The 26,081-nt window shown below is 57.9% G+C and carries 19 protein-coding genes and 3 tRNA genes; 12 read left to right on the top strand and 10 right to left on the bottom strand.

What is annotated here, in order from left to right:
* Positions 1 to 138 precede the first annotated feature (138 nt).
* Positions 139 to 423, top strand: coding sequence for a hypothetical protein (locus tag ACZZ0A_RS09855; RefSeq protein ID WP_414894905.1), 285 nt, complete (start codon positions 139 to 141; stop codon positions 421 to 423).
* 606 nt (positions 424 to 1,029) lie between these two features.
* Here ACZZ0A_RS09855 and ACZZ0A_RS09850 read toward each other — a convergent pair.
* From ACZZ0A_RS09850 to ACZZ0A_RS09815, 8 genes are all read right to left on the bottom strand, one after another.
* Positions 1,030 to 1,116 (bottom strand) — tRNA-Leu (locus tag ACZZ0A_RS09850).
* A gap of 196 nt (positions 1,117 to 1,312) precedes the next feature.
* Positions 1,313 to 1,386: transfer RNA gene (locus ACZZ0A_RS09845), tRNA-Cys, on the bottom strand.
* Positions 1,387 to 1,432: 46 nt separating this feature from the next.
* A tRNA-Gly gene (locus ACZZ0A_RS09840) sits at positions 1,433 to 1,508 on the bottom strand.
* A 60-nt stretch (positions 1,509 to 1,568) separates the two neighbouring features.
* Positions 1,569 to 2,129 (bottom strand): CDP-diacylglycerol--glycerol-3-phosphate 3-phosphatidyltransferase, encoded by a 561-nt coding sequence (gene pgsA / locus ACZZ0A_RS09835; protein WP_007950102.1) that lies wholly within the window; start codon positions 2,127 to 2,129, stop codon positions 1,569 to 1,571.
* A gap of 32 nt (positions 2,130 to 2,161) precedes the next feature.
* Positions 2,162 to 3,985, bottom strand: coding sequence for an excinuclease ABC subunit UvrC (gene uvrC, locus ACZZ0A_RS09830; protein ID WP_038368253.1), 1,824 nt, complete (start codon positions 3,983 to 3,985; stop codon positions 2,162 to 2,164).
* A gap of 2 nt (positions 3,986 to 3,987) precedes the next feature.
* Positions 3,988 to 4,629 carry a response regulator transcription factor GacA gene (gene gacA, locus ACZZ0A_RS09825; protein ID WP_016984198.1) on the bottom strand — a complete coding sequence of 214 codons (642 nt, stop codon included), beginning with the start codon at positions 4,627 to 4,629 and terminating at the stop codon, positions 3,988 to 3,990.
* A gap of 127 nt (positions 4,630 to 4,756) precedes the next feature.
* Positions 4,757 to 5,200 carry a GNAT family N-acetyltransferase gene (locus ACZZ0A_RS09820; protein WP_007912292.1) on the bottom strand — a complete coding sequence of 148 codons (444 nt, stop codon included), beginning with the start codon at positions 5,198 to 5,200 and terminating at the stop codon, positions 4,757 to 4,759.
* Entirely contained in the window at positions 5,200 to 5,958 is a 759-nt protein-coding gene (locus ACZZ0A_RS09815; RefSeq protein WP_463542962.1) for a carbon-nitrogen hydrolase family protein, read from the bottom strand. The genes ACZZ0A_RS09820 and ACZZ0A_RS09815 overlap by 1 nt, the downstream gene beginning before the upstream one ends.
* 616 nt (positions 5,959 to 6,574) lie before the next feature.
* On the opposite strand from ACZZ0A_RS09815, the gene ACZZ0A_RS09810 reads away from it, so the two are divergent.
* Positions 6,575 to 7,651: a 3-deoxy-7-phosphoheptulonate synthase gene (locus ACZZ0A_RS09810; protein WP_007912298.1), complete on the top strand. Its 1,077-nt coding sequence runs from the start codon at positions 6,575 to 6,577 to the stop codon at positions 7,649 to 7,651.
* A 55-nt stretch (positions 7,652 to 7,706) separates the two neighbouring features.
* Here the strand turns inward: ACZZ0A_RS09810 and ACZZ0A_RS09805 are convergent, their stop codons facing one another.
* Positions 7,707 to 8,786 (bottom strand): hypothetical protein, encoded by a 1,080-nt coding sequence (locus tag ACZZ0A_RS09805; protein ID WP_095113358.1) that lies wholly within the window; start codon positions 8,784 to 8,786, stop codon positions 7,707 to 7,709.
* Positions 8,787 to 9,121: 335 nt separating this feature from the next.
* On the opposite strand from ACZZ0A_RS09805, the gene ACZZ0A_RS09800 reads away from it, so the two are divergent.
* The 10 genes from ACZZ0A_RS09800 to ACZZ0A_RS09755 all read left to right on the top strand — a co-directional run bounded on the left by ACZZ0A_RS09800 (position 9,122) and on the right by ACZZ0A_RS09755 (position 22,176).
* Positions 9,122 to 9,991 carry a lipase family alpha/beta hydrolase gene (locus tag ACZZ0A_RS09800; RefSeq protein WP_095113419.1) on the top strand — a complete coding sequence of 290 codons (870 nt, stop codon included), beginning with the start codon at positions 9,122 to 9,124 and terminating at the stop codon, positions 9,989 to 9,991.
* A gap of 97 nt (positions 9,992 to 10,088) precedes the next feature.
* Positions 10,089 to 10,370 carry a peptidylprolyl isomerase gene (locus ACZZ0A_RS09795; protein ID WP_007912303.1) on the top strand — a complete coding sequence of 94 codons (282 nt, stop codon included), beginning with the start codon at positions 10,089 to 10,091 and terminating at the stop codon, positions 10,368 to 10,370.
* Between the two features lie 133 nt (positions 10,371 to 10,503).
* Positions 10,504 to 12,372: an extracellular solute-binding protein gene (locus ACZZ0A_RS09790; protein WP_463542961.1), complete on the top strand. Its 1,869-nt coding sequence runs from the start codon at positions 10,504 to 10,506 to the stop codon at positions 12,370 to 12,372.
* Positions 12,372 to 13,433: a microcin C ABC transporter permease YejB gene (locus ACZZ0A_RS09785; RefSeq protein ID WP_007912305.1), complete on the top strand. Its 1,062-nt coding sequence runs from the start codon at positions 12,372 to 12,374 to the stop codon at positions 13,431 to 13,433. The genes ACZZ0A_RS09790 and ACZZ0A_RS09785 overlap by 1 nt, the downstream gene beginning before the upstream one ends.
* The gene (locus tag ACZZ0A_RS09780) at positions 13,433 to 14,455 is read left to right on the top strand and encodes an ABC transporter permease (RefSeq protein WP_007912307.1); all 1,023 of its coding nucleotides are present in this window, start codon (positions 13,433 to 13,435) and stop codon (positions 14,453 to 14,455) included. Before ACZZ0A_RS09785 ends, ACZZ0A_RS09780 begins: the two co-directional genes overlap by 1 nt.
* Positions 14,456 to 14,464: 9 nt before the next feature.
* The gene (locus ACZZ0A_RS09775) at positions 14,465 to 16,039 is read left to right on the top strand and encodes an ABC transporter ATP-binding protein (RefSeq protein WP_463542960.1); all 1,575 of its coding nucleotides are present in this window, start codon (positions 14,465 to 14,467) and stop codon (positions 16,037 to 16,039) included.
* A 169-nt stretch (positions 16,040 to 16,208) separates the two neighbouring features.
* Positions 16,209 to 17,615: a sigma-54 interaction domain-containing protein gene (locus tag ACZZ0A_RS09770; protein WP_007912311.1), complete on the top strand. Its 1,407-nt coding sequence runs from the start codon at positions 16,209 to 16,211 to the stop codon at positions 17,613 to 17,615.
* A 296-nt stretch (positions 17,616 to 17,911) separates the two neighbouring features.
* Entirely contained in the window at positions 17,912 to 19,303 is a 1,392-nt protein-coding gene (locus ACZZ0A_RS09765) for a GntP family permease (RefSeq protein ID WP_007912313.1), read from the top strand.
* A 7-nt stretch (positions 19,304 to 19,310) separates the two neighbouring features.
* Positions 19,311 to 20,084 (top strand): 3-hydroxybutyrate dehydrogenase, encoded by a 774-nt coding sequence (gene hbdH / locus ACZZ0A_RS09760; protein ID WP_095113360.1) that lies wholly within the window; start codon positions 19,311 to 19,313, stop codon positions 20,082 to 20,084.
* Between the two features lie 136 nt (positions 20,085 to 20,220).
* The gene (locus tag ACZZ0A_RS09755; protein ID WP_463542959.1) at positions 20,221 to 22,176 is read left to right on the top strand and encodes an acetoacetate--CoA ligase; all 1,956 of its coding nucleotides are present in this window, start codon (positions 20,221 to 20,223) and stop codon (positions 22,174 to 22,176) included.
* Between the two features lie 23 nt (positions 22,177 to 22,199).
* Here ACZZ0A_RS09755 and ACZZ0A_RS09750 read toward each other — a convergent pair whose 3' ends face one another.
* On the bottom strand, positions 22,200 to 26,048 hold the full coding sequence (locus ACZZ0A_RS09750) for a hypothetical protein (protein ID WP_463542958.1): 3,849 nt from the start codon (positions 26,046 to 26,048) through the stop codon (positions 22,200 to 22,202).
* Positions 26,049 to 26,081: the final 33 nt, after the last annotated feature.

The following is a 26,081-nucleotide window of genomic DNA, read 5'->3' as shown; positions in this document are numbered from 1 at the left end:
GACTACAGTGAAATCACTCCTTTGCAAAGTAACGCCCTCACCCGCCCGCATGCGGGTGTTTTTTTGCCAATGCCCAAACGGCGAACGGTTGCAGTTCGTAAGTTGTCATAACTTATACATGTCGCAAAGGAGACAGTCATGGTTACCCATTTCAGCGTCGACGGGCATCTGGCCTGCGGCCACAAAGGCAAACAACTGTCGGCAAGTCGCGAACTCAATCGCGTGAAGTGCCGCAGTTGCCGCAATACCGATGCCTACAAGCAGGCACGAAAGGATCAGCGCAACGCCACCCGCCGCATGGCCCGTCAGGCCAAAACCTTGCACGGCGCAACAAATTGGCGCGCAGAGTGGATCGAGCGCCTGACCGCCATGGCCGGCCTTCAGCGCTTGCCTCGCGGCTTTAGCGGGCAAGCATTCGTCTAGCAGCGCGTATAAGCAAGGCACAAAAAAGGCCTGCATGAGAAAACTCATGCAGGCCTTTAATATTCAAGGTACCGCGCGGCGTCGTCCGAACATCCACATGGACTCAATCCCGCCAATCTGGAGAGCCTCGCCTTAGCACAAATGAGGCACCGAAGGATGAACATACGTTCATCGAAAACATGGCTCGATGCGTCTAGGCTGCGGGTTCCGACATAGTGACTACAGGAGTAACCCACCATGTTCTCGCACGAAAGCATCCCGCTTGTTGCCATCTTCATCATCATGCTCATAGGCGTGCTTACCGCCTTCCTACACCCGGTGCACGCGATCTTCAGCTGGCTTCGGAGACGGATTGAAAGATCTTCCTCTCGCTCTTCGAAAGAAGTGGATTCGCGCTGAATTTTCCCCGACGAGCCCGGATACGTCCGGGCTTCTTATTCGTAACGCCTGCAAACTGCCGATAGCAGCCAACGGCCTCCACACACCTTTGCCTGCAAGCCCAAGGGATGGGATTGCACCAACTTCAGCGCGCTTACGATCTGGATTGAGACCCGGAAACAAACAAGGGTTTGCATCAGCTTTCGCCCGCAAACCCTTGATTCAAGATGGTGCCCGAAGCCGGAATCGAACCGGCACGCCCTTACGAGCGGGGGATTTTAAGTCCCATGCGTCTACCAGTTTCGCCATTCGGGCGGTAGCGCGGTGTTGCTGTGTTCTGCTGCACGGTAGCGATCCTGACAGGATCCAGCCTTGAACAGTAGTGCGGGAAATATATACATCACTTCCCGGTGAAGCAAGTTCGCAATGGCCGTTTTTCAAGACTAAATCTTGCAGCGCAGTGCAAATAAAAAAGCTCCGTAAATCATGGATCTACGGAGCTTGTTTATAGTGGAGGCCGAGGTCGGAATCGAACCGGCGTAGGTGGATTTGCAATCCACTGCATAACCATTTTGCTACTCGGCCTCAAAGTATTTGCTGTCAGTAGCACAACAACAAACACTGTACAAATTGGAGCGGGAAACGAGACTCGAACTCGCGACCCCGACCTTGGCAAGGTCGTGCTCTACCAACTGAGCTATTCCCGCTTGGTGATGCGCATTCTATAGAATTAAGAAGCTCCGTCAACCCCTTGATTCAAAAAAGTTTTATTTCTTTTCAACATCGGTCTTCAGGTGCGGCCAGGCGGCACGAAGGTATTGAACCATCGACCACAATGTCAGGCCAGCAGAGACCATCAGCAAGGCGTAACCCAGGATAACCCAGAAACTGAAGTCTTTAGGATTGGCCAGCAGGATTACCAGTGCGAGCATCTGCGCTGCGGTTTTCCATTTGCCGAGATTGGAAACGGCGACGTGGGCACGGGCGCCGAGTTCGGCCATCCATTCACGCAAGGCCGACACCACAATCTCGCGACCGATGATGACAGCCGCCGGCAGAGTGAGCCAGAGGTTGCCGTGTTCCTGGACCAGCAGTACCAGTGCCACCGCAACCATGAGTTTGTCGGCGACCGGATCGAGAAACGCACCGAAAGGCGTGCTTTGCTCCAGACGACGGGCCAGATAACCGTCCAGCCAGTCCGTCGCTGCCGCAAAGGCAAACACCGAGGCGGAGGCCATGTAACTCCACTGGTAAGGCAGATAGAACAGCAAAATGAAGATCGGAATGAGCAGGACGCGTAGAACGGTAATCAGATTAGGGATATTCATCGGCACAACTGGCTACGAGGTGAAGGGGCATTCTACTCGCTATGCAGGTTTGCATAAATCGACTCTGCGAGCTTTTTACTGATCCCCGGGGCTTTGGCGATCTCTTCGATGCTTGCACGAGACAGCTCCTGCAATCCACCAAAATGTTTCAACAAGTCGCGACGTCGGGTCGGCCCGACGCCGGCAACGCCTTCCAGCGTTGACGTACGGCGGGTTTTGCCGCGGCGTGCGCGGTGTCCTGTAATCGCGAAGCGGTGGGCCTCATCGCGGATCTGTTGAATCAGGTGCAGCGCCGGCGAATCGCCACGCAAGGTGAACTCATGCGCTGCATCATTCAGATACAACGTTTCGAAGCCCGCCTTGCGCGTAGCACCTTTGGCAACACCGAGGAGGATCAGGTCCGGCACGGCCAATTCGTTGAGAACATCTCGTGCCATCGACAGCTGGCCCTTGCCACCGTCCACTAGCAAGATGTCCGGCAACTTGCCCTCGCCTTCCTTGAGTTTGCTGAAGCGACGCGTCAGGGCCTGATGCATGGCGGCATAGTCGTCTCCCGCCGTGACCCCTTCGATGTTGTAGCGCCGGTAGTCCGACTTGATCGCGCCTTCCGGACCAAACACTACACAAGACGCGACCGTCGCCTCACCACTGGAATGACTGATGTCGTAGCATTCCAGGCGCTGCGGCGGCTCATCCAGGTTCAATACTTCGGCCAAGGCCTCAAACCGCGCGGCAGTGTGTTGACGGTTGGCCAGGCGCGCGCCCAACGCCTGCTCGGCATTGGTGACGGCCAGTTGCTGCCAGCGCGCACGCGTACCGCGCACCCGGTGACTGATGGCCAGCTCGCGACCACGCAACTCATGGATCGCTTCAATCAGAGTTGGAAAGTCTTCATGCACCACGTTGACGATCAGCTCGCTCGGTAAATCGCGCTCAGGGCTGCTGATGAAGTATTGGCCGAGAAACGCGGCCATGACTTCCGAAACATCCTCTTCGATACCGACTTGCGGAAAGAAATTCTTGCTGCCCAACACGCGCCCACCACGGACGCTGATCAAGTGCACGCAGGCACCGCCCGGATTGACGAATGCCGCGATGACATCGATATCTCCCGTGCCGCCCTCCATGCTTTGTTGATCCTGGACCCTGCGCAACAGCGCGATCTGATCGCGCAACTCGGCAGCTCGCTCGAACTCCAGGTTGATTGCCGCCTCTTCCATTGCAGTCGACAATTCGTTGGTCAGCGCGTGACTACGCCCCTCAAGGAACATGACCGAGTGACGCACGTCTTCGGCATAAACCTCAGGCTCAACCAACCCCACGCAAGGCGCTTTGCAGCGTTTGATCTGATACTGCAGACAGGGACGGGTGCGGTTCTTGTAATAGCTGTCTTCACACTGGCGAACGAAGAAGGTCTTTTGCAGCAGACTCAGGCTTTCACGTATGGCGCCGGCACTCGGATAGGGGCCGAAGTACTTGCCTTTGGCTTTTTTCGCCCCGCGATGAATGCTCAGACGCGGGAATTGGCCGTCGGACAGAAATACGTAGGGATAGGATTTATCGTCGCGCAACAGGATGTTGTACGGCGGCCGCCACTCCTTGATCAGCGTCTGTTCAAGCAGCAGCGCCTCGGTTTCGTTGGCGGTGATGGTCGTTTCGACCTGCGCAATGCGACCCACCAACGCGGCAGTCTTGGGCGCCAGACCGGTTTTGCGAAAATAGCTGGCCAAGCGTTTTTTCAGGTTCTTGGCCTTGCCCACGTACAACAGGCGTGCATCGCTGTCGAACATACGATAGACGCCCGGGCGCCCGCTGACTGTCGACAGAAACGCGCCGGAATCGAATGTGTCAGTCATGGTCAGAGGCTGGCATCAACCATGCCGTGACGAACCGCCAACAGTGTCAACTCGACGTCGCTGCTGATCGAAAGCTTCTCGAAAATACGGTAGCGATAGGTGTTCACGGTTTTCGGCGACAGACACAACTTGTCGGAAATGATCTGTACCTTCTGACAGCCAACGATCATCAGGGCGATCTGAATTTCCCGCTCGGACAAGGCGTCGAAGGGCGAATCATTGGACGGCTGAAAGGACTTGATCGCCAATTGCTGGGCAATCTGCGGACTGATATAGCGCTGGCCGGCGAACACCAGGCGAATGGCCTGGACCATTTCCGGCAAACCCGCGCCTTTGGTCAGATAACCCGCGGCACCCGCCTGCAGCAAGCGTGTCGGGAAAGGATCCTCTTCACACACCGTAACCGCGACCACCTTGATGTCCGGATGACTGCGCAACAGTTTGCGCGTGGCTTCCAGACCGCCGATGCCAGGCATCTTGACGTCCATCAGCACCACATCGGGCTTCAACTCTCGGGCCTTGATCAGGGACTCTTCCCCGGACTCGGCCTGGCCAACCACCTGCAAGCCATCGATATCGGCCAGCATACGTGTAATGCCTGTACGAACGAGATCATGGTCATCGACCACTAGCACCCTAATCAAGCAGACACCTCGCGATATGGTCATATTGGGATGCCGGACACCTTAGCAAAAAGAGCCACACAGACCTAGCGGAAAGCATCATTTAAAAAGTTTCAATTCATCATTGAAGGCTTGCCGGCCGTGGGTTTCAGAGCACATGTGTACTGATATCAAGCTGCATTCGCAGAAAACACTCGTCCGCGCCCTGAACCTGTAGGCCTTTTCTTTCATACAAGTTTCTCGCCGGATTATTTTCGAATACGGTCAGCCGCAAAGCCGGACGCTTTTCTTTGCGAGCCATCTCGATAACCTGATCAATCGCCCAGGAACCCAGGCCCCGCCCCTGAAACGCTTCAGCAATCTGCAGTTCACGAATGTACAACGCGCGCATATCCCGGCTGAGGCTGAGATAACCTGCCGGCACATCACCCTGCACTATCAGCCAGTTCTGCCGCCCCGACCACGCCACGTCAAACGCCTCGTCCTGCCATAACAGGTCATGGTGAATGTAGTAGCGCAGCATGTTCTGACAGGTGAGATCGCGGGCAAACGCCAGATCCTCTGGACTTGCGAGACGTAAGCGCAATGTCATCAGGCTTGCACAACAGGAACTACTCGCCCCTGCCATCCACCCTCGTGGCGCTCGGCGATTACCAGAAGATCGCCCGCCCCTGACGCCGCAACGACCAACGAACCATCTTCAGACCAGATGCCACTGCGCCCTGCGGATTGCCATCCACCGGTTAGCCCGCCGTGATTGGCCATCAACACAGCCATCGAATGTTGCCGGGCATAACCCTGAAGTATTGCTGTGTCGGCTGCGTACCCTTTTTCGCTGATCAATACACCGGCCGCGTACAAGCCAGCGCCCTGATCAGCGGCCGCTGCAGCATGGCTGGCATGTGAGAAATCGGCGCACACCGCCAATGCGATCACTTCGCCGCCAATGTTCAGCGTCGACCCGCCGACACCTGGGGCAAAAACAAGCTCCTCGCCCGAGTGCAAATGCTGCTTGCTGTACACGCCGAGCGAGCCATCAGCGCCCAGGACGAGGGCACCGATCAAAACCGAAGCACCGTCTTCAAGCCGAATCGGCATGCCGACGACGGTCGTTATACCAAGCGCTCGGGCCAAATCCCTCAGAGGTTGCAGCACGGCATCTTGCGGGTCTATCGCCAAAGCTGCCGCCACCTCTCCCTCGTAGCCAGTCAGCGACAACTCGGGGAAAACCAGCAATTCGACGCCCTGCTGCGCAGCGATCTCAATGAAGCGACCATGCCGGGTAATGTTTGCAGAAAGATCACCGGCGATGGAAATGGTCTGGGCAGCAGCAATAGTCAATGTCGACACGTTTCATCCTTGGCAATCAAGCAAAGCACAGAGTGTCACCACTCTTGCGTGACTCTAGCAATAGGCGTTTTGTTGATCAGGCGATAGCAATTTCTGATTGCTGAGGCGTATCAGCCTCTAGTAAGCTCGGCCCATTCATCGGAGACAGACCATGTTCAGCGCCCTCTCACAGCTTCGTACCGCCAGCGCCCTGCGCTCGGTTGCGGCTGCCCGGATGAATGACGTTTGCGCTCCGATCAGCTTTTATTTTGGGTATTGGTTTAGCCACTGGCGCGCCTGATACCAAAACGGCGCCCATAAAAACGGGTCGCCTACCAGAGAATTCTCAACCCCCGGTCGGCCTCCCGACCGGGGGTTTTGTTTTTTCAGCCCCCCACTTTTTCAGCAACACACCAGACACTTTGAGGATTCACGAAATGAACTACGCCACTTATTACCGTTACGACAGCTTTAGCGCCTGGCGATTTACCAGCTTCCGCTCGGGACAGCCTGCCGCCTCCGATCGGTCACCTACAGGTGGCAAGCACACACATATAGCCAATACGGCCAACTGTCGAACACCCCAGTAGGGCCGAGTGCGCGGGAAGAACCCGCCGCCAGCCCAGGAAGACCGAATATGAACTCGTCCGTTTCTGCTCTGCCACTGTCCACCCTGAACCCTGCCAACGAAGCATTGACCCTGCGTCTGCCCAGCTCGTTGCAACTCAAACAGCAATTGCCTCTGAGCAATGCCTTAAGCCTGCAAGTCACCAACCACCGCCAGGCGGTTCGTGCCATTCTCAATGGCCAAGATCCGCGACTGCTGGTTATCGTTGGCCCCTGCTCCATCCACGACCCGCAATCGGCACTCGAATACGCGGGCAAACTCGCTCGACTGGCTGAAGAAGTCAGCGGCGAAATGCTCTTGGTGATGCGCGCCTACGTCGAAAAACCACGCACCACGGTCGGCTGGAAAGGTCTGGCCTACGACCCACACCTGGACGGCAGCGATGACATGGCTGGCGGCCTGACTCTGTCACGCGAGCTGATGCTGGAAATGATCCGTCTCGGCTTGCCGGTGGCCACAGAATTGCTGCAACCGATGGCCGCCGGCTACTTCGATGACCTGTTGAGCTGGGTGGCCATTGGCGCCCGCACCACTGAATCGCAGATTCACCGGGAGATGGCCAGTGGTTTGAGCATGCCGGTCGGCTTCAAGAACGGCACCGACGGCGGCGCAGCCATTGCGGTTGACGCCATGCGTTCGGCAGCCCATCCGCACCGGCATTTCGGCGTCGACAGCCAAGGTCATCCGGCCATCATTCAAACGCCAGGCAACCCCGACACTCATCTGGTATTGCGTGGGGGCCATAAAGGGCCGAACCATGATCGCGAGAGCGTGGCAAAAATCCACGCTGACCTGAACCGACTGAAGATTCCAGGCCGAATCATGGTCGACTGCAGCCACGCCAACAGCGGCAAAGATCCATTGCGCCAGCCAGGCGTATTCAACGAAGTGCTCGAGCAACGCCTGCAAGGTGATCGCGCACTGATCGGCATGATGATTGAATCGCACCTGTTCGAAGGCTGCCAGCCACTGAGCGAGTCCCTGCGTTACGGGGTGTCGATTACCGATGGCTGCCTCGGTTTCAGCGCAACGGAACACCTGCTCCTTGACGCCGCACAACGCCTGGCGGCACAGGTAAAAGCCTGACAACCAGGCTTGCCCTCCAGATTCAGTGCAATCCGGAGGGCTGGCCACGTTCCCGCTATGCCTCCACTTGCACCTGCGCCACCGCCGATGCCTGACTGACATCGTCCAGACGTTCAACCGTGTAGGCCACACGCACAGTCGTGCCATGGTGCTCACGCCAGAACCGGTGTGGCACGATAAAGATCAGCGGCTTTCCCGCCGTCTCCCGAGTGATCTCACGGTCATCCCGGTGGTTGAAAAGATCGCCGTCGCACTTGAGATAAACCAGCTCACCTTCCTGCGTCTGGGCATTACCGATCACCACGGTGACACCATCGACTGAATCCTCTTTCAGCAACACGCCATTTTCAGCTTCCAGCACGTCGGGAGCATCCAGTTCACCACGAAGGAGCGGAGCGACGAGGATTTTTGTCACCTCGGATTTTCGCACTGCTCCACCGGCCTGCTCGACTCGATAGCTCACCATCACTTCGCCACCGAGATGCGCTGCGATGTGCGCCCCGTCAACCCAGAACGACAGCACGTCAGCGACAGCACAGGCTTCAACCTTCAAGCTGTCGCTGAACGCTGCGGGCAGTGCGTCAGCGCCCCACAGCAACCTGACCCGATCCCCCACCGCCATTCGGGCGTAAGGCTGGATCACGATTAGCGTGCCTTCCGTCACTCGCTCCGGATCCAGTGTTCCCCTTATCGCCCCCTCGACAACTGGTGCAAGCAACTGCGGCGGAGTATCTCCCACAGACAATTGCACCCGTGCAGATAGCGCAGGGACGGACGCGCCCGCACTGAGCAGCTTCCAGTAGACCTCCAGCGAGCCGCCATCCAGCGCCGCGATGTGCATGCCTTTGATAACGAAAACGACATCCTTGCCGACCTGGGCTTCGCTGACATAACGAACCATTTCATGCTGATAAGCAAAGCCCTCTATATCCAGACCGTCCCAACTCAACAGCAACTGATCGCCACAGGTCATGTTTGCATAAGGGGCAATACGGGCAACGACCTTGCCAAGAGAAGGGTCCAGCACCGCCCCCTCCAGACAATCCAGGGTTGCCGCTGGCAGCAGTTCGTTCGCCACACAGGGACTGACGGGGTGACGCATCCGGTAGCAAAACTCGACTTCATGCGTGTGCATTGGTGGCTCCATTCCTTGGAAAAAACGCCGTATCGGTGGACGGCGTCGACAGCCAACATTTAACCCGCCCTCTCACATTTTCGATGTCAGCCCGATCCGCCGCAGGTTCCCGGCAAAGGCCTCCAACTGGGTAGGCAAACTGCACAAAACCGCTATCAACCGGGCGAAAGATGGCCGCAACTTCCGATTCGGATTTCATAAGTATCTGAAAATTCGTACAGCACCTAGTCCAGATTCAACGGCCAAGAGAAGCCTCTTCTTACTTCGTCAACGGGACGAGTGTTTTAGAGTGGCCTCGGTACTCCCCGATGAACTTCTGCGAAAAAGGTAAGAACATGCAACGGAATGCTTCAACTCGTTATCCCGTCCTGTTGGTACATGGCCTGTTCGGATTTGAGCGCATTGGTCATTTCGAGCTGTTCCATGACGTAAAGAACGCGCTGAAAGCCGGCGGCAGCCGAGTGTTTGTTCCGCACCTCTCTGCCACCCACAAAAACGAAATACGAGGTGAACAACTGCTTGCACAGATTGATCGTGTATTGCGGGGCACAGGTGCCGAAAAAGTCAATCTCATCGGACACAGCCAGGGCGCACTGGCTGCCCGATACGCTGCGGCGCTTGCGCCACACGCGGTAGCCTCGGTGACTTCTGTCAGCGGTCCGAACCACGGTTCGGAGCTGGCCGACTTTCTGCGCAAGGCACTGGTGCCCGGGCGACTGCCCGAGGCGGTCGCACAGAATGTTGCGACCCTGTTCGGCAACTTTCTTTCGCTGCTCAGTGGCAGTGCAAGATTGCCGCAAAACGCGCTGGCGGCACTCAATGCCTTGACTACCGAAGGCGTGGGCGATTTCAACGACAAGTTTCCTCAAGGGTTGCCCGGGAGCTGGGGCGGCCACGGCGCGGAGCAAGTCAATGGTGTGCGTTATTACTCATGGAGCGGCGTCCTGCCGGCTGACAGTCCATCGACACTCGATCCGACCCGGAACATTTGCCATGCGCTATCGCAATACTTCATGACCGAGACCCAGCAGAATGACGGTTTCGTCGGTCGCTTCAGTTCTCATCTGGGGCAGGTTATCCGCTCCGACTATCCGCTGGACCATCTGGGCAGCCTGCGCCGCACGGCCAGTCCCATCACGACCCTGCCCGACCCGATTGAACTGTACGTTGAACACGCCGAACGTCTGCACGCCGCCAATCTCTGAGCAAAGCTGCGGACAATCGAACGGAACTTTGCCGAGAATTCGCCCACTGAATCCGGTAGGCTCCACACTTTACTGAAATAGATTGGAGAGTTTCCCCATGGCTAAAGCCACTGCCCGCCACATCCTGGTTTCCAGCGAAGACAAGTGCAACGAACTCAAGGCCCAGATCGAAGGTGGCGCTGATTTCGCCGAAGTTGCCAAAGCCAACTCCACCTGCCCGTCCAGCCGCCAGGGCGGTGATCTGGGTTCGTTCGGTCCTGGCCAGATGGTCAAGGAATTCGACACCGTGGTCTTCAGCGCGCCAATCAACGTCGTGCAAGGTCCAGTGAAAACCCAGTTCGGTTATCACCTGCTGGAAGTCACCAGCCGTCAGGACTGATCCGTCGCCTGATTGCTTATCAACGGCCCGCCTTCTGGTGGGCCGTTGTGTTTCAGTTACACATACGGCTGGCGACTGGCGCGCCTCTCGCGTACAACTTGCGCTTATCGATTTCCCGGTTCCAAGGCTGACGATGCGACTGGTTTTCCCCACATTGATGCTCACCGCCCTCGCCCTGCTGACGGGCGCCACCGGCGCGAACGCTGCACCGCAACACGCGCTGACTGTTTATGGCGAACCCGCCAAGTACGCTGCCGGCTTCAGTCACTTCGACTACACCAACCTGCAAGCGCCCAAGGGCGGGACGATGCGCCGCTCGGCCATCGAAATCGGCCACTTCGATCATGTTCTTCCTTATATAGACAAAGGCATCGGCGTCACCCAGATCGATGGTTTGCTCTATTCGCCGCTGGCCCAGCGTTCGCTGGATGAGCCTTACACGGTTTACGGACTGGTCGCGCAAAAGATGGAGCGCTCGGATGACGGTCTGTCGCTGCGATTTTTCATCAATCCCAAGGCACGTTTTGCTGATGGCAAGCCGATTACCGCCGAAGACGTACGCTACACCTACGATTTATTGATGACCCAGGGCAGCCTGCGTTATCGCACCCAATTTGCTGACGTCAAAGGCGTCGAAGTGGAAGGCCCGTTGACCGTGCGTTTCGACTTCAAGAGCAATGAAAACCGCACCCTGCCACTGGACGTCGCGACCCTGCCGGTATTTCCCGAGCACTGGTGGAAGAGCCGCGATTTCGCCGGGGGTGGCGGGTATGAACCACCCCTGGGCAGCGGCCCTTATCGAGTCGGCAAAGTCGATTCAGGGCGCAGCATCACCTTTGAGCGCAACGCCGACTGGTGGGGCAAGGATTTGCCGGTCAGTCGCGGCCTCTACAATTTCGATCATTTCAGCATCGAGTACTTCGGTGATACCGACGTCGCCCGGCAAGTGCTGCGCGGTGGTGCTTATGACTACAACCGCGAGTTCTCGGCCACCGGCTACTCGATCGGCTACGACAGCCCCGCACTGAGCGACGGACGCCTGCAAAAAGCGCATCTGGCCACCGAGGCGCCCCAGTCGGCCCAGGGGTTTGTGTTCAATCTGCAAAAACCTGTATTCGCCGATCGCCGCGTGCGCCAGGCCCTGGCCATGCTCTGGGACTTCGAATGGAGCAACCGGCAGATGATGCGCGGCATGTATATCCGTCAGCAGAGCTACTTTTCCAACACGCAATTGGCCGCAAGCGAATTGCCCGATGCGCAGGAACTGAAAATTCTCGAACCGCTGCGCGGTCAGGTTCCCGATGAAGTCTTCAGCAAAGTCTTTGAAGCACCGAAAACCGACGGCAGCGGCCTGATCCGCGACAAACAATTACAGGCCCTCGAATTGCTCGAACAGGCTGGCTGGAAACCGGATGGCGATCAACTGGTGAATGCCCAGGGCGAGCCGCTGACCTTCACCTTCCTGGTCAGCCAGAACGGCATGGACCGCTTGCTGCTGCCGTACAAGCGCACGCTGAAACAGATCGGCATCGACCTGAACATTCGCCGCATCGACTCTTCGCAATACGTCAATCGCCTGATGAGTCGTGACTACGACATGATCGTCACCGGCTATCCGGTCAGCACTTCACCGGGAGGCGAGTTGCTCAATTACTTCGGTTCCGCATCGGCCAACGACCCGGGCGCGAACAACTACATGGTGTTGAAAAACCCTGCCGTGGATACGCTCATCAACGGTCTGATCCGCGCCTCCACGCAGTCCGACATGCTGCGCTACGCCCATGCTCTGGACCGCGTTCTGCAATGGAATTACTACTGGATTCCCAACTACTATCCACCGGGCACCTCGACCGTGTGGTGGAACCGCTTCGGCATACCGTCGGTGCAAGCCAGCAATGACGAAGCCATCGAGAGCTGGTGGGAAATCAGCAGCACGCCGCTGACCAATCAACAGATGACGGCCGAGAAGATCGGCCGTGGCAGACCCGGAGGACCGCACTGATGTGGGGTTACATACTGCGGCGCCTGCTGCTGATCATCCCGACGCTGGTGATCATCCTGCTGGTCAATTTCGTGATCATCCAGGCCGCGCCCGGCGGTCCGGTGGAACAGGCCATCGCCCACCTGCAAGGGATCGGCGGCGCCAGTGTCGGCGGTGGTGCCAGCGAAACCATGAGCGGTACTTCCCGCGCCAGTCGCGGTCTCGATCCGCAACTGATCAAGGACATCGAAAAACAGTACGGCTTCGACAAACCGGCTCACGAACGCTTGTGGCTGATGTTGAAGAACTACGCGCAACTGGATTTCGGCAAGAGCTTCTTTCGTGGCGCGACGGTCACCGACCTGATCCTGGAAAAAATGCCGGTGACCATTTCCCTCGGGCTGTGGGCGACGCTGATCACCTATCTGGTGTCGATCCCGTTGGGAATCCGCAAGGCTGTGCACCATGGCAGTCATTTCGATATCTGGAGCAGCACGGCGATCATCATCGGTTACGCGATGCCAGCGTTTCTGTTTGCGATGTTCCTGATCGTGGTGTTCGCCGGCGGGACGTCATTGAACTGGTTTCCGGTGCGTGGCCTGGTCTCGGACAACTTCGAATCACTGTCGACTCTCGGCAAGATTGCCGACTACTTCTGGCACCTGGTGCTGCCGGTCACGGCGCTGGTGATTGGTGGTTTCGCCACACTGACCATCCTGACGAAAAACTCGTTTCTCAATGAGATCACTCGCCAGTACGTGGTCACCGCGCGCGCCAAAGGTCTGAGCGAACGTCGCGTGCTCTACGGACATGTGTTCCGCAACGCGATGCTGCTGGTGGTGTCAGGCATCCCGCAGGCGTTCATCAGCGTGTTCTTCGCCGGTTCCTTGCTGATCGAAGTGATCTTCTCCCTCGACGGTCTCGGGCGCATGAGCTACGAAGCCGCGGTTTCGCGGGATTACCCGGTGGTGTTCGGTTCGCTGTTCATCTTCACCCTTTTCGGCCTGCTGATAAAACTCGTCGGTGACTTGTGTTACACGATGGTTGATCCGCGTATCGATTTCGCCGCGAGGAACGCCTGATGTTCAAGCTTTCGCCGCTGGGCCGTCGGCGCTTCGAACGCTTCAAGAAAAACCGCCGTGGCTGGTGGTCGCTGTGGCTGTTTATCGGCCTGTTTGTGCTGACACTGGGTGGTGAGTTGATCGCCAACGACAAGCCTTTGGTCGTCAGCTATCAGGGCCAATGGTACTTCCCGGTGTTCAAGCGGCATACCGAGCAGGAGTTCGGCGGGCAACTGCCGTTCCAGGCCGATTACCGCAGCGACTATGTGCAGAAGCTGATTCGCAAGGACGGCGGCTGGTTGCTGTTCCCACCGATTCCATTCAGTGACGACACACCAAACTACGATCTCAACAAACCGGCGCCGAGCCCGCCGACGTCGGTCAACTGGCTGGGCACCGACGATCAATCGCGAGATGTACTGGCGCGAGTGATTTTCGGCGCACGGGTGTCGATTCTGTTTGCCTTGATGCTGACGTTTGTCAGCGCCCTCATAGGCATCGCCGCCGGGGCTTTGCAGGGCTACTACGGCGGCTGGGTCGACCTGCTCGGGCAACGCGTGCTGGAAGTCTGGTCGGGGTTGCCGGTGTTGTATCTGTTGATCATCCTCTCCGGTTTCGTTGAACCGAATTTCTGGTGGTTGCTGGGGATCATGGCGCTGTTTTCGTGGCTGGCACTGGTGGATGTGGTGCGCGCCGAGTTCCTGCGCGGACGCAACCTGGAATACGTCAAAGCCGCCCGCGCGCTGGGCCTGAGCGACCGCAAGGTGATCTTCCGGCACATTCTGCCCAACGCCATGAATGCGACACTGAGCTACCTGCCGTTCATTCTGACCGGGGCGATTTCCACCCTTACTGCGCTGGATTTTCTCGGTTTCGGCATGCCTGCTGGCAGTGCCTCGCTGGGTGAGTTAATCGGTCAGGGCAAACAGAACCTGCAAGCACCGTGGCTTGGGTTGACAGCGTTTTTCACCTTAGCGCTGATCCTTTCTTTATTGGTGTTCATCGGCGAAGCGTTACGCGACGCGTTCGACCCTCGATCATGAAGCGTGGCCATGACTGACAACCTGATTGAAATCCGTAACCTCAACGTCGCCTTCCATGGCCAGAACGTGGTGCGCGACCTGTGTCTGGACATCCGCCCCGGCGAATGTCTGGCGCTGGTGGGCGAATCGGGCTCGGGCAAATCGGTGACCGCCCATTCGATTCTGCAATTGCTGCCCGAAAGCGAAGCGCAAACCACTGGCAGCATTCGCTATCGCGGACAGCAACTGATCGGCGCCGATCCCAAGGTCTTGCGCGAGTTGCGCGGCAACCGCATCGCCATGATCTTTCAGGAGCCGATGACCTCGCTCAATCCGCTGCACACCATTGAAAAGCAGATCGGCGAAACCTTGCTGCTGCACCGTGGCCTCGGCGGCAAAGCGGCGCAAGCGCGGATCCTCGAACTGCTGGGACTGGTGGGCATCCAGAAACCCAAGGAACGCCTCAAGGCTTACCCGCATCAACTCTCCGGCGGCCAACGGCAACGGGTGATGATCGCCATGGCGCTGGCCTGCGAACCGGAGCTATTGATCGCCGATGAACCGACTACGGCGCTCGACGTGACGGTGCAGCGCAAGATCCTGCTGCTGCTCAAATCCCTGCAGCAACGCCTGGGCATGTCGCTGCTGCTGATCAGCCATGACCTCAATCTGGTGCGCAGTATTGCCCAGCGCGTGTGCGTGATGAAGGCCGGGGAAATCGTCGAACAGGCGCCCTGCGAAACCCTGTTTACCGAGCCGAAACATCCTTACAGCTGCGTGCTGCTCAACGCCGAACCCGAAGGCGAAGCCCTGCCCCGGGATGAACGCGAAAACGTGCTGGAGGTCGATGACCTGAAGGTTGAGTTTGTCGTCGGTGGCGGTCTGTTTCAGCGCAAGCGATACCTGCGGGCGGTGGATGGCATCAGCCTGAGCATCCAGCGTGGCAAGACCCTCGGCATCGTCGGCGAGTCCGGCTCAGGCAAGTCGACGCTGGGTCAGGCGATCCTGCGTTTGCTCGACTCCGAGGGCGGTATCCGCTTTCAGGGCCAGGCGCTCGACGGCCTCAATCAGAAGCAGATGCGGCCGTGGCGCCGGCAAATGCAGGTGGTGTTTCAGGATCCGTTCGGCAGTCTCAGCCCGCGCATGTCAGTGGCGCAGATCATCAGCGAAGGCCTGGAAGTGCACTGCGAGTCGAGCGCTGATGAATGCGACGAACAAGTGATCCGCGTGCTTAAAGAAGTCGGCCTCGACCCCGAGAGTCGCCATCGCTACCCACACGAGTTCTCCGGTGGCCAGCGCCAACGCATTGCCATCGCTCGGGCGCTGGTGCTGAAACCGGCACTGATCCTGCTCGACGAACCAACGTCGGCGCTGGATCGCACGGTGCAGAAACAAGTGGTCGCCCTGCTCCGCCAGCTTCAGGAAAAACACGGTCTGACCTATCTGTTCATCAGCCATGACCTGGCGGTGGTGCGCGCCCTGGCCCACGACATGATCGTGATCAAGGATGGCAAAGTGGTCGAGCGTGGTGCCAGCCATGACGTGTTTGATGCACCGCAGCATCCGTATACCAAAGAGCTGTTGGCGGCGGCGCATCCGGGGTAGGCATAATCGGGGATCGACGTGAAACCGAGTCGCGGCCATCGCTGGCAAGCCAGCTCCCACAAGGGGCTGCGGTGTACACAACAGGTGTGAACGACCGAGAACCCTGTGGGAGCTGGCTTGCCAGCGAAGAGGCCCGCATCAACAACTCAAATTCCGGACCAGCCGCCAGATGAACACCACCGAAAGCCTCAAGGACTACCAACGGGTTCGCACCCTCGCGATCCGTTCGCTGTTCGAGATCATCGAGCAGTCCAGCGAAGGCACGGTGATTGTCGACCGCGATGCCAACATCGTCTGGATGAACGAGCGTTACGCCCGGCGTTTCGGTCTTGAATCGGCAGCAGGCGCGATCGGCAAACCCTGTGAAAGCGTGATTCCCGGCAGCTTGTTGCGGGAAGTGGTGCGCACCGGCCGCCCTATTCTTCTGGACATGCAAGACACGCCAAAAGAGCCTTTGGTGGTGATGCGCCTGCCGATCCATGACGACGCCGGCACGGTGATCGGCGCGATCGGATTTGCCCTGTTCGACGAGTTGCGCACGCTGTCGCCGATGCTCAAACGCTACTTGAGCATGCAGGAAGAACTGGCCTCGACCCGTTCTCTGCTGCGCGCCCGACAGACCAAGTACAACTTCGCCCATTTCATCGGCACCAGCGCCGCCAGCCTCGAAGTCAAACGCCGTGCCCGGCGCAGTGCGAGTGCCGAGTCGCCGGTGTTGCTGCTCGGCGAGACCGGCACTGGCAAAGAGTTGCTGGCCCAGGCGATTCACAGTGCCTCGCCACGGGCACACAAAGCCTTTGTGAGCATCAACAGCGCGGCGATTCCCGAGGCACTGCTGGAGGCAGAATTTTTCGGCACGGCACCCGGTGCGTTTACCGGCGCCGACCGCAAGGGCCGCACCGGCAAGCTGCAGATCGCCCAGGGCGGCACGTTGTTTCTCGACGAAATTGGCGACATGCCGCTGCCCTTGCAGAGCAAGCTGCTGCGCGTGTTGCAGGAAAAGGAGTTCGAACCGGTCGGCTCCAACGAGGTGATTCAGAGCGATGTGCGTGTGATTGCCGCCACCTCGACCGATCTGCAAGCGGCGATCAAACGCGGTGAGTTCCGCGCCGATTTGTACTATCGCCTCAATGTGTTGCCGATTCAGGTGCCGCCATTGCGTGAGCGTCTCGATGATCTGCCGGCGCTCAGCGAAGCGATCCTTGAAGAGCTGCGCAGTCAGCATGAGCTGCACCGTGATGCTCTCGAACTGCTCGGGCAACACGCCTGGCCGGGGAACATTCGCGAGCTGCGCAATGTGCTGGAACGGGCGGCGTTGCTCAGTGATGACTTGATGCTGACCGAGCAGGATATTCGCGCGGCGATTGGCACGTTGACGCCGGTTGAACGTGCGACCGTGCCGACGATAGAGGCGCTGGCTGAAGAGACATTCGCTCAGGCGCGGGAGCGTTTTGATCGACAACTGATCCAGGCAGCTCTTGCGCAATGTGCGGGGAACGTGCCCGAGGCAGCGGCTCGGCTGGGACTCGGGCGGTCGACGTTGTACAAGAAAATGGTGGCGCTGGGGATTGCTTGAGTCTCTATAAAGAGACATCAATCTCTTTTTTTAGATCAGTTATTTGAAGAGCAAAAGATCGCAGCCTTCGGCAGCTCCTACAGGGGAAATTCGCGTTCGCACTGTAGGAGCTGCCGAAGGCTGCGATCTTTTCGGTTTAACTCAGTCTCTAAAAGGAGACGAAACCGGTGAAAACCTTTAGTCACAACCAATAAAATCCATATATTTCAATACCTTAAATATCTGGCACAGATCTCGCTAATACCTCTCCCACACCCGTTCCACCCACAAAAATAACAATTCTGGAGAGACACACCATGAGTGTGATCATTGCCTTGGCAGCCCTGGCGCTGCTGATGCTGGCTGCCTACCGTGGCTATAGCGTTATCCTCTTCGCCCCGATTGCTGCCCTCGGCGCCGTGCTGCTCACCGACCCTTCCGCCGTCGCTCCCGCGTTCACCGGGGTGTTCATGGAAAAAATGGTCGGGTTCATCAAGCTGTATTTCCCTGTGTTCCTGCTCGGCGCCGTGTTCGGCAAGTTGATCGAACTGTCAGGGTTCTCCCGCTCGATTGTCGCTGCGGCCATTCGCTTGCTGGGCACCAAACAGGCGATGCTGGTGATCGTGCTGGTCTGCGCCTTGCTCACTTACGGCGGCGTGTCGCTGTTCGTGGTGGTCTTCGCGGTTTACCCGTTTGCTGCCGAGATGTTCCGCCAGAGCAATATTCCCAAGCGGCTGATCCCGGCAACGATCGCCCTCGGCGCGTTCTCGTTCACCATGGACGCCCTGCCCGGCACCCCGCAGATCCAGAACATCATCCCCAGCACGTTCTTCAATACCACCGCGTGGGCGGCGCCGTGGCTGGGCGTGATCGGTACAATTTTCGTGTTCTGCGCCGGCATGCTGTTTCTGCAACGTCAACGCAACAAGGCCCAACGCGCTGGCGAAGGCTACGGCACTGAATTGCGCAACGAGCCGGAAACCGCTGAAGACCTGAAACTGCCAAACCCATGGCTTGCGCTGTCGCCGTTGTTGGCGGTGGGCATCATGAACCTGCTCTTCACCCAGTGGATTCCGCAGTGGTACGGCAAGACCCACAGCCTCGCGCTGCCGGGCATGGCGGCTCCGGTCACCACCGAGATCGCCAAACTGACGGCGATCTGGGCCGTGCAGGCGGCTTTGCTGGTCGGCATTCTGATGGTGCTGGCATTCGGCTTTCAGGCGATTCGCAGCAAGCTCGCCGAAGGTAGCAAAAGTGCGGTCAGCGGTGCATTGCTGGCGGCGATGAACACCGCGTCGGAATACGGCTTCGGCGCGGTGATCGCGTCGCTGCCGGGCTTTCTGGTGCTGGCGGACTGGCTCAAGCAAATCCCCAATCCGCTGGTCAACGAAGCCATCACCGTGACCCTTTTGGCCGGTATCACCGGCTCCGCCTCGGGCGGTATGAGCATTGCGCTGGCGGCGATGTCCGAGCAGTTCATCAGTGCGGCCCACGCCGCGAATATTCCGCTGGAAGTGCTGCACCGCGTCGCCGCGATGGCCAGTGGCGGCATGGACACCCTGCCGCACAACGGCGCGGTCATCACCTTGCTTGCGGTGACGGGCCTGACCCACCGCGAAGCCTATAAAGACATTTTCTGTATTACGCTGATCAAGACCCTGGCGGTTTTCGTAGTGATCGGCACTTTCTACGCCACTGGCATTGTGTGAGGTATTCATGACGACTCTTTCCGGCAAGACCGCCCTGGTGACCGGTTCCACCAGCGGCATCGGTCTGGGCATCGCACTGAGCCTGGCCAAGGCTGGCGCCAATCTGATTCTCAACGGGTTTGGCGATGCATCGAAAGTCATCGCCGAAGTCGCCCGGTTCGGCGGCAAGGTCGGCCATCATCCGGCCGATGTCAGTGATCCGGCGCAAATTGCCGACATGATCAATTACGCCGCGCGCGAGTTCGGCGGCGTCGACATTCTGGTCAACAACGCCGGCATCCAGCATGTCGCCGCCGTGGAGGATTTCCCCGTCGAGCGCTGGGACTCGATCATTGCCATAAACCTGTCTTCGGTGTTTCACAGCACGCGCCTGAGCCTGCCGGGGATGCGCGCCAAAGGTTGGGGGCGGATCATCAATATCGCCTCCGTGCATGGTCAGGTCGGCTCCACCGGCAAAGCGGCTTATGTGGCCGCCAAGCACGGCGTGATCGGTTTGACCAAAGTGGTCGGCCTGGAAACCGCGACCAGTAACGTCACCTGCAACGCGATCTGTCCGGGCTGGGTGCTGACGCCGCTGGTGCAGAAACAGATCGATGACCGCGCAGCCAAGGGTGTCGATCCGCAGCAGGCGCAGCATGATTTGCTGGCAGAGAAACAGCCGTCGCTGGAGTTCGTGACACCGCAGCATCTGGGCGAACTGGTGTTGTTTTTGTGCAGCGAAGCTGGCAGTCAGGTGCGTGGGGCGGCGTGGAATATTGATGGTGGGTGGTTGGCGCAGTAATGCTGCGTTCCTGTAGGAGTGAGCCTGCTCGCGATAGCGGTGTGTCAGCCCCGTAACAGTTAACTGACAAACCGCCATCGCGAGCAGGCTCACTCCTACAGGGGAATTTTTGTAATCCGATAACAAGAGGCAAACAATGTCCGACATCCTCTGGCAACCCGACGCTACCCGTATCGCCCAATCGCGCATGGACACCTTCCGTCGTGCCGTGAACCAACGGCACTCGCTGAAACTCGACGACTACCCTGCCCTGCACCAATGGAGCGTCGAGCAGCGCGCGGAGTTCTGGCAGGCGATTGTCGATTTCTTCGATATCCGCTTCCACACTCAGCCCGATGCGGTGCTGCGCGAAGGCCCAAACATGCCCGACGCCGAGTGGTTTCCCGGCGCCACGCTGAACTTCGCCGAACACCTGCTGCGCCGGCGTGACGATGCAGTGGCGGTGATCAGCGTGGCGGAGAACGGTCAGCGCGAGCAATTGACCTGGGCCGAACTCGCCGAGCATGTCGCCGGATTTCAAGCCAGTTTGCAGGCCGCCGGCGTCGGTATCGGTGATCGTGTCGCCGCGTGCATGCCGAATACCTGGCAGACGCTAGTGGCGATGCTGGCCACCACCAGCCTCGGCGCGATCTGGTCGTGCTCCTCGCCGGATTTCGGCACCCACGGCGTGATTGATCGTTTCGGCCAGATCGAACCCAAGGTACTGCTCACCTGCGCCGGTTATCGCTATGCCGGCAAAACCATCGACCAGACTGACAAGATCAACGGAATACTCGAGCAACTGCCAACGTTAAGGCAGTTGATCATCGTGCCTTATGCCCAGCCGCACGCCCACGTCGAGACTTACCGGACTCACGCCGAAGTGACCTTGTGGGATGACTTCTATCAAGCCGGCGGCGAAGCGGATTTTGTCCCGGTGCCGTTCAGTCATCCGCTGTACGTGTTGTATTCCAGCGGCACCACTGGCGTGCCGAAATGCATCGTCCACAGCACCGGCGGCGTACTGCTGCAACACGTCAAGGAACACGGCCTGCATTGCGATCTCGGCCCGGGCGATCGACTTTTCTACTACACCACCTGCGGCTGGATGATGTGGAACTGGCTGGTTTCGGCGCTCGCGGTCGGCAGCGCCGTGGTGCTCTACGACGGCTCGCCGTTTCACCCGGACAACCAGCGTTTGCTCGACTTGATCGACGACGAACGCATCAGCGTGTTCGGCACCAGCCCCAAGTTCCTCGCCACCCTGGAAAGCAGCGGTGCGAAACCCCGTGAAAGTCATGACCTCGGTAGCCTGAAGACGCTGCTGTGCACCGGTTCGGCGTTATCGCCGCAAAGCTACGATTTCGTCTATCGCGACTTCAAGCCGGATGTGTGCCTGGCGTCGATGTCAGGCGGCACCGATATCGTTTCGTGCTTCGTCAACGCCAATCCACTGTCTTCGGTGCGGCGCGGCGAGATCATGGGCAAGAGCCTGGGCATGGCGGTGGAAGTCTGGAATGACGCCGGCCAACCGGTGATTGGCGAAAAAGGCGAACTGGTCTGCATCCGGCACTTTCCGGCCATGCCGATCGGTCTGTGGAATGACCCCGACGGAACGAAACTGCGGCAATCGTATTTCAGCCTCTTTCCGGGCGTCTGGGCACAAGGCGATTACGCCGAGCAACGGCCGCACGGCGGGATGCTGATCCATGGCCGCTCCGACGCCGTGCTCAATCCGGGAGGCGTGCGCATTGGCACGGCAGAGATTTATCGCCAGGTCGAGAAAGTCGCCGAAGTGCTGGACAGCGTCGCCATCGGTCAGCAGTGGCAGGATGATGTGCGGGTTGTGCTGTTTGTCAGGTTGCGTGAAGGGTTAGCGCTGGATGAGGCGCTGGAACAACGCATCCGCCAGGTGATCCGCGCCAATACCACCCCAAGGCACGTGCCGGCGAAGATCGTTGCGGTGACGGACATTCCGCGCACCATCAGCGGCAAGATTGTCGAACTGGCCGTACGTGAAGTGGTGCATGGACGGCCAGTGAAGAACACCGATGCGCTGGCCAATCCCGAAGCGCTGGAGCAGTTTCGGGATCGGCCGGAGCTGGAGATCTAGTACAAGAGATTTGCGCCAGATGACTACACCGGTCTGACCCAGCCATCTGCCAGGGGCGGATCAGTCAGATCGTGTGTAGATGTGGCGTTCAGTTTGATCAATACAGGTCCGATAATCGTGCCCTCGACATTGTTGTCAACGGCTGCGCGAAGCACTCGCAGATTGCTTTCAAACGTCACTTTATCGGTGCTCATCTGGCTGAGGAGCGAGGTGAGCAATGCCAGAGAATCGGCGTTTTCAAAGGCTTTGGTACTTGGGTGAAAGACGTTGCTGGAATCTGCAACCGCCAGTCGCCCCAAGGCAAGATTAAGCAGTGCAGCCACGTCCAGCTGTTGCCCACCCTTGGTAACGCCATCGACATCCAGGGCATAACCGACATCATTGTTCTGTACGACCCCATGAAATAACTCGTGAATCACATCATCCGCTACTACGTCGTGGTTCATGCCCTTATCGATGAACTGTCGATTGATATTGGGTGTATTGATCTGGATGAACGGAATCGGACTCTGCCCACCGGCGCGCTTCCATTGCTGGTAGGCCTGCGCATCAAACTCAGCGATGTCGTTCGTCTCCTTGAGCGGATCGAGAAAGAAGTTGCTCATGGAAACGCCGGCAAAATCCGCCCTGACCAACCGCAGATAATCCAACACACGATTCGCCGCATCGCTGGAGGTCTGGCCCATCAATATTTTTATCAGCGCATCGCGCTCAGCCCGGTAGTCATGGCTGGTCAACACACTGATTGCACTTTCTATTTTTGCCCGTGCCCGGGGCAAGCTTTGCTCGATGAACAGTCGTGTATAACTGACGGGCAAGGTGTGATTGGCACGCGGCAACCGAAGTGACGCAGTAAAGTTGAAATGCCCCAGAGCCGGCCCCCAGGGCTTGCCCAAACTATCCAGTGCATACCACTTGTAGTTATTGCGCGCCGCCAGCACCGTGAGCGTGTCCGAAGCTGAAGCATTCGGCCGCCAGGTACCATGCGCTATTGAAGCATTATCCGCTGAGCGGATCAGGTGCTTGCCTTTATTACCGCCGTGCAACGTGGTCAATTGAGATTTGGCCAGTCCCAACAGTTCCAGCGTAGGCTTGCTGAATCGCAGTAATCCCTTGTGAACGAGTTTGCCGACGCCGTACACCGCCGTGGGTACTCCATCTACCGGATTGAAAGCCGATACGGAGGTTGCCACCACTAGTTTGGTCACGCGCGCGGCTTTGCCGGCCGCAGAGATTGCCTTGGCGGAAATGCTCAAGGCTTTGACACCGGCGCCATAGAATGCGCCACCCAAAGCAATGGCATCCATGAGGCAACCGTAGATCCCGTCTACGACTCGATTGTGCTCACCCGTTGATATGTCCTCGATACATTTTTTGAAAGGCACGGCCAGATCAACGAAGTAAGTGGCGATTTTCTCGCCTTTGGCCCGCTCTGCTTCGAGTTCCGTTGGCTCCGTGGCCGCCGCTACCAGTTCTTCAAACTTGATAACAGGATGATGATTGATGATGAAGTCGGCCAGGCGCACAAGTTGTGGATTGCTGAAGTTCTTGTAAACACTCTTGTCCAGCTGGATCGGATTGGCAGCAGCGCTCAGCACGCCCAGTTTTTCAGCGATGGCCTGACCAGATCCTGAACTGAAGTCTGGAGAATCGCCATGTAAGTACTTGGAGAAATCAATATTGAAAGACGTTTTAGCGATGGGCTCGTCTTGTTTCTTCAGATCACCCTTAAAATCCAGTCTGGCGGGTTTCTGGAACAAGCCTCTGCTGACCAGTTCATTACCAAGCTGATTATTCTTTACCAGTTCGCCCCGCAACGTAAACAGCTCATAGGCAGTCAGCTCCGCACCATTTGACACGCACATCAATAGTCCGAAACGCCCGGTGGCAGCATCCTTGCCTTGGCGTGTTTCATAGTCCACCTCAAAGGTAAAAGGTCCGGCGGCGCGAAACGACGAAGTTTCAATCGCACGGTCGCGGAAGGTAAAGAAGGTGACAGTGCCTGTCAGAAAGGCCTGCAGATCCCTATGAGGCATGTTGGAAAGCGCCAGTTTCACCGTGGCAACCAACGAGCGATTGAGGTTTTCCAGATAGACCCGCAACTGGCGATGAAACTCTTGGTCATTCGGGCGCAGGCGACGTAGCCGTGGAAATTCTTCGTGGATACTCGCAACCGAAGGGTCATGACGTTTGGGCCGTTCGTAGTTGGTTACACCAGCATGCAAGGAAGGAATATTGGAGTAGACGTTATCCGGGAAGATTTCCGGCCGATCCCAAGCCCCTCCAGACAGATCGCCGGACATATGCAAATCGATCATGCAGGCGGCCGTCGGAGACGCGCCGAGGCCCGGATGCTGGTGAAGTACTTTTTCTTCCAGAAAGTCACACAACGGCGCGGCATCTTCCAGCGCTTCTTTTGCGATCAGACGTCTGTCCGGCAGCCGCCCGAAGCGCGGAACGAAGTTGTCTGCATACTCCTGAAATGCAGACAGCGCACGCTCTGTGGTGGCCTTTTCCTTATTCGCCAATTCAGACGACGTCACCACATCATTGATCAATGCCCAGTCGATCATCGGGCCGATCATTGCCATATCACGCAGGTGTATCTGCGCCTCACCCAGTGGCTCCAGTTCGCCATAGGCGACTATTTGCGCATAGCTCATCACCCGCGCAGCGCCCTTTCGCACAGACTCGGCCAAGACGACGGCGCGGCAATAACTCATCCATTCCACCGACCCCATCTGTAGCGAAGACGGAATACCCTTGACCATAAATTCCGGAGCAATGCCCGTCAGCAACAAGTGCGCAGCAACGGCTGCCAAACCGGCCGATGCCATTTGTTTGGCTACCAAAAAGGCCCGTAGCTCCTGGCAAATAACGGAGGCCTGGCGGCCGACATTGCTCGGGGCATAAAGCTGCAGGCCTGCGATGGACTTGCGAACGGCGTTACCGCCGATCGATGGGTCGATATCCAGCAACAGGGCAGTTACCAACAACTTGGCGAGACCACGATTTGATGGTATCTCTCCCGGCTGCGAACCCAGCCACTGCAGTTTTTGCAGATAAGCCGTGGCCAGATCACGCGCATAGTCATGGCTAAGTACACGCACAATCCATCCGTCAGCATTCTCTGCGGTGACGGATGTTTGTCCGGTATTACGGTGCAGAACGTCCAATAGCTTTTGGCCTGCTCCTACCAGTTGCGTTGTTACCGAACGTATGGCGCGGCATTGTTCGGCAGACAGCACGATCAGCGAATGATCTTCTGCATCCAGCAATTCCCAGAAATTGCCGAGCGAATCCACCTGCGGATTGAATTCGAAGTAACCGATCAGATTCTGGGTTTGCACCAAGGTTTGCGGGACGGGCAAATTGTGAAACTTTAGCCATTGATCAATATTGACGTCATCGGCGTCGTAGATATATCCACAAGCCTGCCTGGCGATATCACCGACCAGCAGAACATTTTGATAAAGGCGGGTACGATGGGGGATATTGTCGATATCCACTTCATGCCATTTCCCGGTTTCCTTTCGAAAGACTTCGACCCCACCGTTTTCATTTACTCTGACCAAGACGGTATTAAGCGCACGATGGCGACGTAGCTCACTCATAATCCGGTCGTTGTCGAGCAATTTGCTCCAGAGCACGCGCCCAGGATTAAAAACCTCATGAAAAGACGATCCCGCCTGCACATCAACGGCGTAGCCCTGCCAGCTATAAACCGGATCAACACCTTGCTCTTTGACTGCATCGCGCAACTGAGCAAGTACGGCCTCTCGCTCTTCAGCGTCAATCGCTTGTCGGCGCTGCTGCTCTTGATGGGCAACGCTGTAAGACTTGAATAACTTCCCTGAACTTTCAGACAACATCACGACTTCCTTATAAATATAGATGCGCTCTAG

The organism is Pseudomonas sp. AC242, from assembly GCF_979258655.1.
Note: the sequence above shows the minus strand (reverse complement) of the source record. Positions and strands in the feature narration are given on the sequence as shown.

Coding starts and splice junctions, on each gene's coding strand:
- ACZZ0A_RS09765 (WP_007912313.1), top strand. CDS start 17,912: ATGAGTGTGATCATTGCCTTGGCAGCCCTGGCGCTGCTGATGCTGGCT.
- ACZZ0A_RS09755 (WP_463542959.1), top strand. CDS start 20,221: ATGTCCGACATCCTCTGGCAACCCGACGCTACCCGTATCGCCCAATCG.
- ACZZ0A_RS09805 (WP_095113358.1), bottom strand. CDS start 8,786: ATGCACACGCATGAAGTCGAGTTTTGCTACCGGATGCGTCACCCCGTC.
- uvrC (WP_038368253.1), bottom strand. CDS start 3,985: ATGACTGACACATTCGATTCCGGCGCGTTTCTGTCGACAGTCAGCGGG.
- ACZZ0A_RS09770 (WP_007912311.1), top strand. CDS start 16,209: ATGAACACCACCGAAAGCCTCAAGGACTACCAACGGGTTCGCACCCTC.
- ACZZ0A_RS09750 (WP_463542958.1), bottom strand. CDS start 26,048: ATGTTGTCTGAAAGTTCAGGGAAGTTATTCAAGTCTTACAGCGTTGCC.
- ACZZ0A_RS09780 (WP_007912307.1), top strand. CDS start 13,433: ATGTTCAAGCTTTCGCCGCTGGGCCGTCGGCGCTTCGAACGCTTCAAG.
- ACZZ0A_RS09855 (WP_414894905.1), top strand. CDS start 139: ATGGTTACCCATTTCAGCGTCGACGGGCATCTGGCCTGCGGCCACAAA.
- ACZZ0A_RS09785 (WP_007912305.1), top strand. CDS start 12,372: ATGTGGGGTTACATACTGCGGCGCCTGCTGCTGATCATCCCGACGCTG.
- ACZZ0A_RS09800 (WP_095113419.1), top strand. CDS start 9,122: ATGCAACGGAATGCTTCAACTCGTTATCCCGTCCTGTTGGTACATGGC.
- pgsA (WP_007950102.1), bottom strand. CDS start 2,129: ATGAATATCCCTAATCTGATTACCGTTCTACGCGTCCTGCTCATTCCG.
- ACZZ0A_RS09810 (WP_007912298.1), top strand. CDS start 6,575: ATGAACTCGTCCGTTTCTGCTCTGCCACTGTCCACCCTGAACCCTGCC.
- ACZZ0A_RS09795 (WP_007912303.1), top strand. CDS start 10,089: ATGGCTAAAGCCACTGCCCGCCACATCCTGGTTTCCAGCGAAGACAAG.
- ACZZ0A_RS09790 (WP_463542961.1), top strand. CDS start 10,504: ATGCGACTGGTTTTCCCCACATTGATGCTCACCGCCCTCGCCCTGCTG.
- hbdH (WP_095113360.1), top strand. CDS start 19,311: ATGACGACTCTTTCCGGCAAGACCGCCCTGGTGACCGGTTCCACCAGC.
- ACZZ0A_RS09820 (WP_007912292.1), bottom strand. CDS start 5,200: ATGACATTGCGCTTACGTCTCGCAAGTCCAGAGGATCTGGCGTTTGCC.
- ACZZ0A_RS09775 (WP_463542960.1), top strand. CDS start 14,465: ATGACTGACAACCTGATTGAAATCCGTAACCTCAACGTCGCCTTCCAT.